Genomic DNA, 14447 nt, shown 5'->3' with positions numbered 1-14447 from the left:
CCGCCCCGGCGCGGCACCTACGCCACGGACCCCGTGGTGTCCGCATGTTGGAACGGTGTATCCGCTTCCTGGGAACCGCCCCATCATGTAACCTGCACGAAATTTTGAGATCACGCAGAGGGCCAACGTCGTCCCTCGGCACCTGCCACATGCCTGATGACGACGACGGGAGAGCCGATGCGTACGCCGCGCCAGCCGTCCCAGCACTCCGCGAATGGCCAGAACTGGTCGTTCATGGATGCTCGCCCTGCTGCGCAGGGTATGTACGACCCCCGCAACGAACACGACGCGTGCGGCGTCGGTTTCGTCGCCACCCTCACCGGCGAGGCGTCCCACACCCTGGTTGAACAGGCACTCACCGTGCTGCGCAACCTGGAGCACCGCGGTGCCACGGGCTCCGAGCCCGACTCGGGCGACGGCGCCGGCATCCTCTCCCAGGTGCCCGACGCCTTCTTCCGCGAGGTGGCCGGATTCGAACTGCCCGCCGCCGGCTCCTACGCCGTCGGTATCGCCTTCCTGCCGGTGGACGGCACCGCCGAGGCCGTCTCGCAGATCGAGACGATCGCCGACGAGGAGGGTCTCACGGTCCTCGGCTGGCGTGAGGTTCCGGTCGCCCCGGAGCTGCTGGGTGCCACCGCCCGCTCCACCATGCCGGTCTTCCGGCAGGTCTTCGTCGCCGACCACACCAGCGAGGGCATCGCGCTGGACCGCAAGGCCTTCGTGCTGCGCAAGCGCGCCGAGCGCGAGGCCGGTGTCTACTTCCCGTCGCTGTCCGCGCGCACGATCGTGTACAAGGGCATGCTGACCACCGGCCAGCTGGAGCCCTTCTTCCCGGACCTGTCCGACCGCCGCTTCGCCTCCGCGATCGCGCTCGTGCACTCCCGGTTCTCCACGAACACCTTCCCGTCGTGGCCGCTCGCGCACCCGTACCGCTTCGTCGCGCACAACGGTGAGATCAACACCGTCCAGGGCAACCGCAACTGGATGCGCGCCCGCGAGTCGCAGCTGGTCTCCGACCTGTTCGGCGACAAGGGCCTGGACCGCGTCTTCCCGGTCTGTACGCCGGACGCCTCCGACTCCGCCTCCTTCGACGAGGTGCTGGAGCTGCTGCACCTGGGCGGCCGTTCGCTGCCGCACTCGGTGCTGATGATGATCCCGGAGGCGTGGGAGAACCACGACTCCATGGACCCGGCCCGGCGCGCCTTCTACGGCTTCCACTCCACGATGATGGAGCCCTGGGACGGCCCCGCCTGCGTCACCTTCACCGACGGCACCCAGGTCGGCGCCGTGCTCGACCGCAACGGTCTGCGCCCCGGCCGCTACTGGGTCACCGACGACGGTCTCGTCGTCCTCGGCTCCGAGGTCGGCGTCCTCGACATCGACCCGGCCAAGGTCGTCCGCAAGGGCCGGCTGCAGCCCGGCAAGATGTTCCTCGTCGACACCGCCGAGCACCGCATCATCGAGGACGACGAGATCAAGGCCAACCTCGCCGCCGAGAAGCCGTACGCCGAGTGGCTGGAGGCCGGCGAGATCGAGCTGGTCGACCTGCCCGAGCGCGAGCACATCGTCCACACCCATGCCTCGGTCACCCGCCGCCAGCAGACCTTCGGTTACACCGAGGAGGAGCTGCGCGTCATCCTCGCGCCGATGGCCCGCACCGGCGCCGAGCCGATCGGCTCCATGGGCACGGACTCGCCGATCGCGGCCCTGTCCGAGCGCCCGCGGCTGCTCTTCGACTACTTTACCCAGCTGTTCGCGCAGGTCACCAACCCGCCGCTGGACGCGATCCGCGAGGAGCTGGTCACCTCCCTGCGCTCGTCGCTGGGCCCGGAGGGCAACCTGCTCGACCCGACGGCCGCCTCCTGCCGCTCGGTCACCCTGCCCTTCCCGGTGATCGACAACGACGAGCTGGCCAAGCTCATCCACATCAACGCCGACGGCGACATGCCCGGCTTCAAGGCCGCGACCCTGTCCGGCCTGTACCGGGTCTCCGGCGGCGGCGACTCCCTCGCCGCGCGCATCGAGGAGATCTGCGCCGAGGCCGACGCCGCCATCGAGAACGGTGCCCGTCTGATCGTCCTGTCGGACCGCCACTCGGACGCCGAGCACGCGCCGATCCCCTCGCTGCTGCTCACCGCGGCCGTCCACCACCACCTCATCCGCACCAAGCAGCGCACCCACGTGGGCCTGCTGGTCGAGGCCGGCGACGTCCGCGAGGTCCACCACGTCGCCCTGCTGATCGGCTACGGCGCCGCCGCCGTCAACCCGTACCTGGCGATGGAGTCGGTCGAGGACCTGCTGCGCGCCGGCACCTTCCTGAACGGCCTGGAGCCGGAGAAGGCCATCAAGAACCTGATCTACGCCCTGGGCAAGGGCGTGCTGAAGGTCATGTCGAAGATGGGCATCTCCACCGTCGCCTCCTACCGCGGCGCCCAGGTCTTCGAGGCCGTCGGCCTGGACGAGGCCTTCGTCGAGAAGTACTTCAACGGCACCGCCACCAAGATCGGCGGCGTCGGCATCGACGTCATCGCCAAGGAGGTCGCCGCCCGCCATGCCAAGGCCTACCCGGCCTCCGGCATCGCGCCGGCGCACCGCGCGCTGGAGATCGGCGGCGAGTACCAGTGGCGCCGCGAGGGCGAGCCGCACCTGTTCGACCCGGAGACGGTCTTCCGCCTCCAGCACTCCACGCGCACGGGTCGCTACGACATCTTCAAGAAGTACACGGACCGCGTGAACGAGCAGTCCGAGCGCCTGATGACGCTGCGCGGCCTGTTCGGTTTCAAGTCCGACCGGCAGCCGATCTCCATCGACGAGGTCGAGCCCGTGAGCGAGATCGTCAAGCGGTTCTCGACGGGCGCCATGTCGTACGGCTCCATCTCCAAGGAGGCGCACGAGACCCTCGCCATCGCCATGAACCAGCTGGGCGGCAAGTCCAACACCGGTGAGGGCGGCGAGGACCCGGAGCGCCTGTACGACCCGGCGCGCCGGTCCGCCATCAAGCAGGTCGCCTCCGGCCGCTTCGGTGTGACCTCGGAGTACCTGGTCAACGCGGACGACATCCAGATCAAGATGGCCCAGGGCGCCAAGCCCGGCGAGGGCGGCCAGCTGCCCGGCCACAAGGTCTACCCGTGGGTCGCGAAGACGCGTCACTCGACGCCGGGCGTCGGCCTGATCTCCCCGCCGCCGCACCACGACATCTACTCCATCGAGGACCTGGCCCAGCTGATCCACGACCTCAAGAACGCCAACCCGGCGGCACGTATCCACGTGAAGCTGGTGTCGGAGGTCGGCGTCGGCACGGTCGCCGCGGGTGTCTCCAAGGCGCACGCGGACGTGGTGCTCATCTCCGGCCACGACGGCGGTACGGGCGCCTCCCCGCTGACCTCGCTGAAGCACGCGGGCGGCCCCTGGGAGCTCGGCCTCGCCGAGACCCAGCAGACCCTGCTGCTCAACGGCCTGCGCGACCGGATCGTGGTCCAGACGGACGGCCAGCTGAAGACCGGCCGTGACGTGATCATCGCCGCGCTGCTCGGCGCCGAGGAGTTCGGTTTCGCGACCGCGCCGCTCGTCGTCTCCGGCTGCGTGATGATGCGCGTCTGCCACCTGGACACCTGCCCGGTCGGCATCGCCACCCAGAACCCGACGCTGCGCGACCGCTTCTCCGGCAAGGCCGAGTACGTGGTGAACTTCTTCCAGTTCATCGCCGAGGAGGTCCGCGAGCTGCTGGCCGAGCTGGGCTTCCGCTCCATCGAGGAGGCCGTCGGCCACGCCGAGGTGCTGGACGTCGAGCGCGCCGTCGACCACTGGAAGGCCCAGGGCCTGGACCTGGAGCCGCTGTTCCACGTGCCGTCGCTGCCCGAGGGCGGCGTGCGCCACCGGGTGGTCGAGCAGGACCACGGCCTGGAGAAGGCGCTGGACAACGAGCTGATCAAGCTCGCCGCCGACGCCCTGGCCGCGAACGACGCGACCGAGGCCCAGCCGGTGCGCGCCCAGGTCGCCATCCGCAACATCAACCGCACGGTCGGCACCATGCTCGGCCACGAGGTGACGAAGAAGTTCGGCGGCGCGGGTCTGCCCGACGACACCATAGACATCACCTTCACCGGTTCGGCCGGCCAGTCCTTCGGCGCGTTCCTGCCGCGCGGTGTCACGCTGCGCCTGGAGGGCGACGCCAACGACTACGTCGGCAAGGGCCTGTCCGGCGGCCGTATCGTCGTCCGCCCGGACCGGGCCGCCGACCACCTCGCCGAGTTCTCCACCATCGCGGGCAACACCATCGGCTACGGCGCCACCGGCGGCGAGCTGTTCCTGCGCGGTCGTACCGGTGAGCGGTTCTGTGTCCGCAACTCCGGTGCGCTGGTCGTCTCCGAGGGCGTGGGCGACCACGGCTGCGAGTACATGACCGGCGGTCGCGCGGTCGTCCTCGGCCCGACCGGCCGCAACTTCGCGGCGGGCATGTCCGGCGGTGTCGCCTACGTCATCGACCTCGACCGCGACAACGTCAACGCCGGCAATGCCGGGTCGGTCGAGGCGCTGGACGAGGCGGACCAGCAGTGGCTGCACGACGTGGTGCGCCGCCACGCCGAGGAGACCGGCTCGACGGTCGCCGAGAAGCTGCTCGCCGACTGGGAGCAGGCCGTGGCGCGGTTCAGCAAGATCATCCCCAGCACGTACAAGGCAGTGCTCGCCGCCAAGGACGCCGCCGAGCGAGCCGGTCTGACCGAGACCGAGATCACCGAGAAGATGATGGAGGCGGCGATCAATGGCTGACCCGAAGGGCTTCCTGAACCACGGCCGTGAGGTCGCCAAGAGCCGTCCCGTCGGTGAGCGCGTCAAGGACTGGAACGAGGTCTACGTCCCCGGTTCCCTGCTGCCGATCATCAGCAAGCAGGCCAGCCGGTGCATGGACTGCGGCATCCCGTTCTGTCACAACGGCTGCCCGCTGGGGAACCTGATCCCCGAGTGGAACGACTACGCCTACCGCGAGGACTGGTCGGCGGCTTCGGAGCGCCTGCACGCCACGAACAACTTCCCGGAGTTCACGGGCCGCCTCTGCCCGGCTCCCTGTGAGTCGGCGTGTGTGCTCGGCATCAACCAACCGCCGGTCACCATCAAGAACGTCGAGGTCTCCATCATCGACAAGGCGTGGGACTCGGGCACGGTCGCCCCGCAGATCCCCGAGCGCCTGTCCGGCAAGACGGTCGCGGTCATCGGCTCGGGCCCGTCGGGTCTCGCCGCCGCCCAGCAGCTGACCCGGGCCGGCCACACGGTCGCCGTCTACGAGCGCGCGGACCGCATCGGAGGCCTCCTCCGGTACGGCATCCCCGAGTTCAAGATGGAGAAGCGGCACATCAACCGCCGTATCGAGCAGATGCGCGCGGAGGGCACCCGCTTCCGCACCGGCGTCGAGGTCGGCCGCGACATCAACGCCCGCGACCTGAAGAAGCGCTACGACGCGATCGTGATCGCCGCCGGTGCGACCATGGCCCGCGACCTGCCGGTGCCGGGCCGCGAACTCAAGGGCATCCACCAGGCCATGGAGTACCTGCCCCTGGCCAACAAGGTCCAGGAGGGCGACTACGTCACCGCGCCGATCTCGGCCGAGGGCAAGCACGTCGTCGTCATCGGCGGCGGTGACACCGGCGCGGACTGCGTGGGCACCGCCCACCGGCAGGGCGCTGCCTCGGTCACCCAGCTGGAGATCATGCCCCGCCCGAACGACGAGCGGCACCCGACCAACCAGCCCTGGCCGACCTTCCCGATCCTGTACAAGGTCACCTCGGCCCACGAGGAGGGCGGCGAGCGGATCTACTCCGCCTCCACCACCCACTTCGAGGGCGACGAGGACGGCAACGTGCAGTGGCTGCACCTCGCCGAGGTCGAGTTCGTGGACGGCAAGCTGACCTCCAAGCCGGGCACCGAGCGCAAGATCCCCGCCCAGCTGGTCACCCTCGCCATGGGCTTCACCGGCACCGACCGGGAGAACGGCCTGGTGGAGCAGTTCGGCCTGGAGCTCGACGAACGCGGTAACATCGCCCGCGACGCCGACTTCCAGACCAACGTGCCGGGTGTGTTCGTCGCCGGTGACGCCGGCCGCGGCCAGTCCCTCATCGTGTGGGCGATCGCGGAGGGCCGCTCGGCCGCCCGCGGTGTCGACCGGTTCCTGACCGGTGCCAGCGACCTGCCGGCCCCGATCCGCCCGACCGACCGCGCCCTGGCGGTCTGACGGCACCACGAATAGACGTCCCGTACAACGGCGTACGGAACACCAGACGACGCCTGCCCTGTCCCCGACCGGACGCCTGGGCAGGCGTCGTTGCTTTTCCGCGGGCCGTGCCTACTCGTACCAGACGCCCGCGAGGGGCCCGCGCTCGGTGACGGCCCTCACCCCGGGCGGCAGAGCGGCCTTGCCCAGATCGCCGCGGATGTGCTGGTACAGCGTGGGCGTGGCAGGCCGACGGTCTGGATCCGGCCACGGCCGTGCACATGCCCGGCCGCGATCAGCTCCTCCGCCTGCCCCGGCGGCACCAGATCCTTGCGGTACAGCTGGCTGATCGTCCGGTCGTCGTCGGCGAAGGCGAACCGTGCCGCGTAGGCGTACCGGTCGGGGTTCAGCCATACGTACAGCACGACGGGCTTGTCCAGCACCGTCCGGAACCAGTGCGCCGACCGGTCGGCCGGCTCCTCGACCGTGCCGGTGGCCTCCAGGGCCCAGCTCGACGGGCGGTCGGTCAGGGTGAACAGCTGGTTGTGCAGACGGTCTCCGCGGACGCGGTCCCCGGTGAAGTGCATACCCGCGTAGAGCAGATGGAGCCGGCCCCCGGGATCGCTGAAGGACGGATGGGCCACCAGCGAATCCCACGCGTCCGTCCGCGCGAGTTCTCCGCCGACCCCTGCCGAGGCCCAACCGGCGGTGCGCTCCCGCAGCGCGGCCGCGAAGGCGCGTTCGTCGTCGGTGAACTCGAACTCTTCGTCGTCCTCCGGTTCGATGACGAACCACGGGTGCTCGGGCATGGCCGGAGGCGTACGGTCGGTTCGGTGGCCGGACACCTGGTTTTCCCGCGCGCGCTCAGGCCGTCAGCGAGGTCACCTTCATCCAGGTGAGCACCAGCAGCAGCGCCAGCAGGGCCACGCACACGCCCGCCTGGACCAGGGTGCGCCGGCCGTCCCGGGGCGCGTACGCGTAGGCCAGCGTCACCGCTCCGCCCGCGAGCAGGCCGCCGAGGTGGGCCTGCCAGGAGGTCAGCCAGGCGGAGATCACCAGCCAGGCCAGCAGCCCGCCCATGTACTGGTTGACCGCCCGCATGTCGTAGCCGAGGCGACGGCCCATCACGTAGTACGCCGCGCCCAGGCCGAAGATCGCGCCGGACGCGCCGACGGTGAAGGACGTGGGGGCGAGCAGCAGCACCAGCACCGAGCCGCCCAGCGCCGACAGCAGATACAGCGCGAGATAGCGGACCCGGCCCAGCTGTGCCTCGACCACCCGGCCGATGTTCCACAGCGCGAGCATGTTGAACAGGATGTGCGTGATGCCGAACGTGCCCTCGCCGGGCGTCAGATGCAGGAAGGCGCCGGTCAGCAGCCGGTACCACTCGCCGTGCGCGACGCCCTCCGGGAGATAGCCCGCGGGCACGGTGCCGAGCATGGCGAAGCGGTCCTCGATGGACGGCCGTGCCAACTCGGCGAGGTAGGCGAGCACATTGAGCCCGATGAGGACATAGGTCACCAGCGGTACCGTGCTGATCCGGCCGCCGAACGCCGTGCGCGCCTGCCGGACCGACCGCGCGCCCTCCTTCACGCACTCCACGCACTGGTGGCCCACGGCCGCCTCGCGCATGCAGTCCGGGCAGATGTAGCGGTCGCAGCGGGTGCAGCGGACGTGGGACTCCACCTTGGGGTGACGAAAGCAGGTGGTGACGGCGGACTCGGCGGTCACGGCCGGCTCCTTGGAGGAAGATCGGGACAGGGCGAGCCGGTGGGGACGGCGGCGAACAAAATAGCGAACTGGTGTGACGGGAGCGACAACAGGGCTCAGTGATCACATATGCTTCCCGGAAATCCGAGGGGGACCATGGCCGCGATCAGTCTGCGCAAGGTGGAGGAGACCGCGCCCGCGCTCGTCGGCGCCTACCGGTCCGCCGGGGTGTCGCTCACCAAGCACGGCCTGGACGGGCTGCGCGCCGCCGTCTACCTGGTGGTCGACTACTCCGGCTCGATGAAGCCGTACTACGCGGACGGCAGTGTGCAGACTCTCGCCGACCGGGTGCTGGGCCTGTCCGCGCACCTGGACGACGACGGCCGGGTGCCGGTCGTGTTCTTCTCCACGGACGTCGACGCGATCACCGACATTGCCCTCGACGACCACGAGGGCAGCGTCGAGCGGATCGTGGCCGGGCTCGGGCACATGGGCAGGACCAGCTACCACCTGGCGATGGACGCCGTCATCGACCACTACCTGGACAGCGGAGCCACCGACCCGGCCCTGGTCGTCTTCCAGACCGACGGCGGCCCGATCAACAAGCTCGCCGCCGAACGCTATCTGTGCAAGGCGGCGGGGCTCCCGCTGTTCTGGCAGTTCGTCGGCTTCGGCGACCCGGGCAGCCGGCAGTTCGAGTTCCTGCGGAAGCTGGACGAGCTGGCCGTACCGGACAAGCGGATCGTGGACAACGCCGGCTTCTTCCACGCCGGCCAGGACCCGCGGCGGGTCTCGGACGCCGAACTGTACGACCGGCTCGTCGGCGAGTTCCCGCGGTGGCTGGCGGCCGCACGCGCCGCGGGCATCGTCCGGTTTCCCTAACGACTGTTTGAAACAATCGGTGCGTGCCGACCAAGAAGAAGCCCCCGGTGACCGCCGCGGCAGCCCGGCGCGGTGAACTCCTCGGCATCGCCGCCGAGGTCTTCGCCGAGCACGGCTACAACGCCACCACCGTCCGCCGGATCGCCGACCACGCCGGGATGCTCGCGGGCAGCCTGTACTACCACTTCGACTCCAAGGAGTCGATGCTGGAGGAGATCCTGCGGACCTTCCTCGACGAGCTGTGGAACGGCTACGACACCGTCCTCGGCTCCGGGCTCGGGCCCCGCGAGACGCTGGAGGCGCTCGTCACCGAGTCCTTCCGGGAGATCGACCGGCACCGCGCCGCCGTAGCGATCTACCAGAAGGAGAGCAGGCAACTCGTCGCCCAGGAACGGTTCGCGTTCCTCGCCGAGTCGCAGGCCCGGTTCGAGAAGGCATGGCTCGGCACGCTGGAACGCGGGGTCGCCGAGCATGTCTTCCGCGCCGACCTCGACGTCCGCCTCACCTACCGCTTCGTGCGCGACACCGTCTGGGTGGCCGCCTCCTGGTACCGGCCCGGCGGCGGGCACAGCCCCGAGGAGATCGCCCGCCAGTATCTGTCGATGGTGCTGGACGGGATCGCCGTACGCGCATAGCGCGCCGCACGCTCAGCCGGTCAGGCGGGCCGCGGCGGTGCGCTGGCGCTCGCTCATGACGGACAGGAAGCGGATGACGGTCCGCAGCTCGTCCGTGCTGAACTCCTCGCAGGCCTCGACGACGTCCCGTGCCCAGTCCTCGAAGAACCCGGCGAGTTCGGCGATCTTCTCCTGGTTCAGCTCGACCAGCACCCGGCGCTTGTCCGTCGGGTGCTTGACCCGGTGGACGAAGCCCTTGCTCTCCAGCCGGTCGATCAGTCCGGTGACCGAGGCGGGGGCGAGTCCGGTCAGCTCGGCGAGGTCCTTCGCGGTGAGCGGGCCGTGCCGCTGGAGGAGGTCCAGGGTCTTCTCCTCCGTCGCGTTCAGCCCCTGCTTGGCGGCGACGGCCGAGTGGAACATCACCGTGACCCCGCTGTGGACCCGGCCCACCTCCATGAGCTGCGCCAGCGTCTCGGACCGCGCCGCCTCGTCCCGCTTCTCGTCTGCCTTGGCCATGCCCCCAGGCTAACAAAAATTTCGTTCGGTCGAACTAACGACTTGCGGAGAGGGTGGTGGCGGTGCAACTCTTTCGTTAGGTCGAACGAAATAAATTCGGCCTGTCGACATCCGCTGCCGAGGAGCTGAGGAGTCCTCCATGTCCGCAACGCTCACCGACCCCGCCGCCACCACGGCGCAACCCCATCCGCGACGCTGGGCCGCGGCCGTCGTGATGATGATCGCGGCGCTCATGGATCTGCTGGACACCACGATCGTCAACGTGGCCGTGCCGTCGATCAGCCGCGATCTGCACGCCTCGCCGAGCGACCTGCAGTGGACGGTCTCCGCCTACCTGCTGGGCTTCGCCGCCGCCCTGATCGTCTCCGGCCACCTCGGCGACCGCATCGGCCGCCGCCCGCTCTTCCTCGCCGGTACGGCCGGTTTCGGACTGGCCAGTCTCGCCTGCGGGATCGCCCAGTCGCCGGGACAGCTGATCGCGTCACGCGCGGTGCAGGGCGTGCTCGCCGCCGTGCTGGTGCCGCAGGTGATCGGCTCGTTCCGCACCCTGTTCCAGGGCAAGGAGCGCGGGGCCGCGTTCGGGATGTACGGCGCCGTCGCCGGGTTCGCTTCCGCCGTCGGGCTGCTGCTCGGCGGGGTGCTCACGGACGCCGATCTGTTCGGCTGGGGCTGGCGCTCGGTGTTCCTGGTGAACGTGCCGGTGGCCGTGGCGACCTTCGTCGCCGGGCTGCTGCTCGTCCCGGCCACCCGCGAGCGGTCGGCGGGCCGGCCGGACGTCCTGGGCAGCCTGCTGCTGGCCGGCGGCCTGGTCGCGATCGTGCTGCCCCTGGTCCAGGGCCGGGAGAACGGCTGGCCGCTGTGGGGCTGGTTGTGCCTCGGGGCAGGGGCGGCGGCGGTCGTGGGACTCGGGGTGTACGAGGCCCGGCGGCACCGCCCCGGAACGGTGCCCCTGCTGCCCGCCCGCGCCTTCCGGCTCCCCGCGTTCTCCGTGGGCGTGCTCGTCCAGCTGCTGTTCTCCATCGGCATGCAGGGCTTCTTCCTGGTCTTCGCGGTCTGGCTGCAGGCCGGTGAGCGGTACACGCCGATGCAGGCCGGCCTGGTGACGGTGGCCTTCTCGGTCGGCGGTTTCCTCAGCGCGCCCGCCGCGGACGGGCTCGCCGTACGGTACGGGCGGCTGGTGCTCGGCACCGGGGCGCTGCTGATGGCGGGCGGCTTCGGCTGGGTGTGGTCCGTGGTCGACGGCGCGCCGGCCGTGCATGCGGGGGCGTGGCCGCTGGTGCCGGGGCTGGTCGTCGCCGGTGCCGGGCTCGGGTTCCTGGTGGTGCCGCTGGTGAACGTGGTGCTGTCGGCGGTGCCGGGGGATCTGGCCGGCGGGGCGTCCGGGATCTTCTCGACGGCTCAGCAGTTCGGGGGAGCGGTGGGGGCCGCCGTGGTCGGCACGGTGTTCTTCGGCGCCGTCGGGAGGGGGATGACCGGGGCGTTGGGGGACGCGATGCCGTGGGTCGTGGGGGCGTTCGTGGTGTGCGGTGGGTTGTGCGCGGCGCTTCCTCGACGAGCGGCGGCCGAGAACCTCGGCTGACACACCGGGCCACCTGGGGGCTCCCGTCCCCAGACCCCCGCTTGCCCACCCGATCACCCGACCCGGTCGGCTGGAAGGCGAGGTCGAGCGCATCGGGCCCCCGCTGACCGCGCCCTGCGCCGAGCCTCTTGGCCGACCGAGTCGGGTGGTGGGTGGGCGAGGCCGGGGGTCTGGGGACCGGAGCCCCCAGTGGTGCCGTGAAGTTACGTGTCGCACTCCAGTACCGTCCGGCACAAACCGCACCGCGCCCGTACCCGCCCCTTCACCGGTATCCGGATCCGCTGGTGGCAGGTCGGGCAGGGGAAGGTCACACGGAGGTGGCCGGCGGGGTCGGGGGAGAAGGCGTAGGGGGCCGTCGGCTGGACGACGAAGGCGTGGCGGCGGTCGTGGGCATAGCGGCGCCGCCCCGCCCAGCCGGCCCCGGTCAGCGGCGGTTGCTGTTCGTCCCGGCGGGCCAGGGCCATGCCCTTGACGTAAGCGTCGTAGGCCTGCGGGCTGGTGAACCACACCGACGGGTCCTCCTGGAAGAGCAGCGCCCGCTTGGCCAGGACGTAACCGAACTCCTCCGGGGTGAGATAGCCGAGCTTCTGCGAGGAGACCGCGTCCTCCCGGAAGGCGTCCAGCAGCAGCCAGCCCGCGCCGAGATACGTCGTCACCGTGTCCGTCAGGATCTCGTTCTGCGGCGTCGCGGGGAAGGAGAGGTCCAGGCGATGCAGATACACGTGCGCCACCTCGTGCGCGAGCGCCGCGCCGATGTCCCGGCGATGGGTGCGGAAACGGTCGTTCAGCTCCACGAAGTACTCGGGGCCCGCCGTCAGTTCGACGTTCGCCGCGTGGGTCATCTCCCGGAAGCCGACGATCAGCCGCGCATCCGGCAGCCGGAAGTGCCGCACGATCTCGCGAGCCACCCGCTGCGCGCCCAGATGCAGGTCGTCGGTGTCGCAGAAGGCCACGTCGGCGGGGAGCACGCTGGTCGAGAAGGTCTGGACGGTGTCGTAGGACAGGCGCCTGTACAGCGCGGTGATGGCGGCCCGCACCGTCTCCAGGTGCGGGTAGCCGTGCTGGACCGGTCCGCCGTTCGCCACGTCCGCACCCCCAAAGACGCCGGAACCCCTCTCCACTGTAGGCGGGACGGGCCGCTGGTCACACGGGCAGGAGACGGGGTGCCGGGCGGTCCGGGTCCGTGTCCTGCAGTTCCAGGACCCAGACCGCGTTCTCGCCCTCCCGCAGCACGGGGCCGGGGACGTACAGGGACCGCTGGGGGCCCACCGACCAGTAGCGGCCCAGGTTGAAGCCGTTGATCCAGACGAACCCGCGGGTCCGGCCGGGCAGCTCCAGCCGGGCGTCCCCGGCCCCGTGGACCGCGAGGGTGCCCCGGTACAGCCCCGGTGCGCCCTCATCCGGCAGCGCGCCGAACCGCACCGCGTCCACACCGTCCTCGAACGCGCACAGATCCAGCCCACGCGCGCGTACCCCGTGCAGGAACTGCCGTTCGTGCAGGATCCCGCCGGTGATCCCCTTCGCCTCCCCGAACCGCGGCCCGTAGTTCACCCGCCCGAGGGACTCCACCCACAGCTCCACGCGCGCGGGGCCCGCGACGGGCTCCTTCAGCCGTGGCTCCTCCTCGGTGAGCACCCCGGCCCGCTCGCCGTCGACGTACACCACCGCGAGGTCCCGCAGCCCGCGCAGCGTCAGCGGATACGGCTGCCGGGGGCCGGGCACGTCCACCTCGTAGCGCACCAGGCCCCGGGTGACGTGCAGTTCCTCGAAGGTGGGCGGCAGGGGGGCGACCCTCTCCGCGCCGCCCAGCGCCTCCAGGACGTCGGCCAGGGGCGCCCAGGCGTCCAGCGTCACCTCCGCCGGGCGGCCCAACGGGGCGGGCATCGGCGGCAGTTCGGGCAGTGGCCCAAAGTGGTGCGTGGCCAGCACCTCGCGGAAGCGCCAGAACTTCTCGGTGGGGCGGCCGTACTCGTCCACGGGGGCGTCGTAGTCGTAGGAGGTCACGTCCGGCTCCAGCGGGCCCTCGTGCAGTTCGCCGCCGCCCCGGTTGGCACCCGCCCAGCCACCGAAACTCGTGCCGCCGTGCGCCATGTAGAGGTTCACCGACGCCCCGCACTCCAGGATCTCCCGCAGCGCCCCGGCGGCCTGCTCCGGGTCCCGTACGACATGCTCGCCGGCCCAGTGGTCGAACCAGCCGCACCAGAACTCCATGCACATCAGCGGGCCCTCGGGGCGGTGGCGGCGCAGCGTCTCGAAGGCCACGCGCGCGTGGGAGCCGAAATTCACCGTGGCGAGCACCCCGGGCAGCGAACCGCCGGTCAGCATGTGGTCCTCGGGGCCGTCGGAGGTGAACAGCGGCACCGTGACCCCCTTGGCGCGCAGCAGACCGGCCAGCGCCTCCAGATAGCCGGTGTCACTGCCGTAACTGCCGTACTCGTTCTCCACCTGCACCAGGATCACCGGGCCGCCGCGGTCGATCTGCCGGGGCGCGATCTCGTGCGTCACATGGTGGAACCAGTACTCCACGTGGGACAGATATCGCTCGTCACGCGTGCGCACGTGCGTGCCCGGCTCGCCCGTCACCCAGGGCGGCAGTCCGCCGTTCTCCCACTCGGCGCAGATGTAGGGGCCCGGCCGGACGATCGCCCACATCCCGGCCTCCCGGACCGCGTCCAGGAAGCGACCGAGCGCCTGCACGTCCCGGTAGCCGCCCCGGGCCGGCCGGTGCAGGTTCCAGGGAACGTACGTCTCCACGCAGTTAAGGCCCATCGCCCGGAGCATCGCCAGCCGGTGCCGCCAGTGACCCTCGTGCACCCGGAAGTAGTGCAGCGCCCCGGACAGCAGTCGCACCGGCCGCCCGTCCAGCAGGAAGTCGGATTCCCCCACCGTGAACTCGCTCATGCGCCCAAGCCTCATCTCTTCCGGCGGCCGGCGCCATGGA

General features: G+C 70.7%; 10 protein-coding genes. 5 read left to right on the top strand and 5 right to left on the bottom strand.

The features are described from left to right. Positions 1-177: 177 nt before the first annotated feature. Together gltB and ACFYOH_RS05140 are read left to right on the top strand one after the other, a co-directional pair. The gene (gltB, locus tag ACFYOH_RS05145; protein WP_388621333.1) at positions 178-4770 is read left to right on the top strand and encodes a glutamate synthase large subunit; all 4593 of its coding nucleotides are present in this window, start codon (positions 178-180) and stop codon (positions 4768-4770) included. After that, positions 4763-6226 carry a glutamate synthase subunit beta gene (locus tag ACFYOH_RS05140; protein ID WP_388621331.1) on the top strand — a complete coding sequence of 488 codons (1464 nt, stop codon included), beginning with the start codon at positions 4763-4765 and terminating at the stop codon, positions 6224-6226. The genes gltB and ACFYOH_RS05140 overlap by 8 nt, the downstream gene beginning before the upstream one ends. Positions 6227-6384: 158 nt before the next feature. Here ACFYOH_RS05140 and ACFYOH_RS05135 read toward each other — a convergent pair whose 3' ends face one another. Both ACFYOH_RS05135 and ACFYOH_RS05130 read right to left on the bottom strand, forming a co-directional pair. Next, on the bottom strand, positions 6385-7014 hold the full coding sequence (locus ACFYOH_RS05135; protein WP_388621329.1) for a hypothetical protein: 630 nt from the start codon (positions 7012-7014) through the stop codon (positions 6385-6387). 55 nt (positions 7015-7069) lie between these two features. After that, entirely contained in the window at positions 7070-7936 is an 867-nt protein-coding gene (locus ACFYOH_RS05130; RefSeq protein ID WP_388621327.1) for a rhomboid family intramembrane serine protease, read from the bottom strand. 135 nt (positions 7937-8071) lie between these two features. Between ACFYOH_RS05130 and ACFYOH_RS05125 the strand changes: the two genes are divergently transcribed. Together ACFYOH_RS05125 and ACFYOH_RS05120 are read left to right on the top strand one after the other, a co-directional pair. Next, positions 8072-8797, top strand: coding sequence for a vWA domain-containing protein (locus tag ACFYOH_RS05125; protein WP_388621325.1), 726 nt, complete (start codon positions 8072-8074; stop codon positions 8795-8797). Positions 8798-8820: 23 nt separating this feature from the next. Continuing rightward, complete coding sequence (locus ACFYOH_RS05120) at positions 8821-9432, top strand: TetR/AcrR family transcriptional regulator (RefSeq protein WP_388621324.1); 612 nt, start codon at positions 8821-8823, stop codon at positions 9430-9432. A gap of 12 nt (positions 9433-9444) precedes the next feature. On the opposite strand, the gene ACFYOH_RS05115 is transcribed toward ACFYOH_RS05120, so the two are convergent. Then, a complete protein-coding gene (locus ACFYOH_RS05115; RefSeq protein ID WP_388621323.1) occupies positions 9445-9927 on the bottom strand; it encodes a MarR family winged helix-turn-helix transcriptional regulator in 483 nt (160 codons plus the stop codon). Between the two features lie 139 nt (positions 9928-10066). Between ACFYOH_RS05115 and ACFYOH_RS05110 the strand changes: the two genes are divergently transcribed. Further along, the gene (locus tag ACFYOH_RS05110; RefSeq protein ID WP_388621321.1) at positions 10067-11506 is read left to right on the top strand and encodes an MFS transporter; all 1440 of its coding nucleotides are present in this window, start codon (positions 10067-10069) and stop codon (positions 11504-11506) included. A 203-nt stretch (positions 11507-11709) separates the two neighbouring features. Here ACFYOH_RS05110 and ACFYOH_RS05105 read toward each other — a convergent pair whose 3' ends face one another. Beyond that, a complete protein-coding gene (locus ACFYOH_RS05105) occupies positions 11710-12591 on the bottom strand; it encodes a hypothetical protein (protein WP_388621320.1) in 882 nt (293 codons plus the stop codon). 58 nt (positions 12592-12649) lie between these two features. Next, positions 12650-14407, bottom strand: a complete 1758-nt coding sequence (locus tag ACFYOH_RS05100; RefSeq protein ID WP_388621318.1) for a beta-galactosidase family protein — start codon at positions 14405-14407, stop codon at positions 12650-12652. Positions 14408-14447 lie beyond the last annotated feature (40 nt).

The organism is Streptomyces sp. NPDC007856 (assembly GCF_042868225.1).
Lineage (GTDB): Bacteria > Actinomycetota > Actinomycetes > Streptomycetales > Streptomycetaceae > Streptomyces.
The sequence above is the reverse complement of the archived record's forward strand: the minus strand, read 5'-3'. Positions and strand labels throughout refer to the sequence as shown.

Bases quoted from the DNA above. Each gene is read 5' to 3' on its own strand.
- ACFYOH_RS05135 (WP_388621329.1), bottom strand. From the start codon at position 7,014: ATGCCCGAGCACCCGTGGTTCGTCATCGAACCGGAGGACGACGAAGAG.
- ACFYOH_RS05110 (WP_388621321.1), top strand. From the start codon at position 10,067: ATGTCCGCAACGCTCACCGACCCCGCCGCCACCACGGCGCAACCCCAT.
- ACFYOH_RS05140 (WP_388621331.1), top strand. From the start codon at position 4,763: ATGGCTGACCCGAAGGGCTTCCTGAACCACGGCCGTGAGGTCGCCAAG.
- ACFYOH_RS05125 (WP_388621325.1), top strand. From the start codon at position 8,072: ATGGCCGCGATCAGTCTGCGCAAGGTGGAGGAGACCGCGCCCGCGCTC.
- ACFYOH_RS05115 (WP_388621323.1), bottom strand. From the start codon at position 9,927: ATGGCCAAGGCAGACGAGAAGCGGGACGAGGCGGCGCGGTCCGAGACG.
- ACFYOH_RS05100 (WP_388621318.1), bottom strand. From the start codon at position 14,407: ATGAGCGAGTTCACGGTGGGGGAATCCGACTTCCTGCTGGACGGGCGG.
- gltB (WP_388621333.1), top strand. From the start codon at position 178: ATGCGTACGCCGCGCCAGCCGTCCCAGCACTCCGCGAATGGCCAGAAC.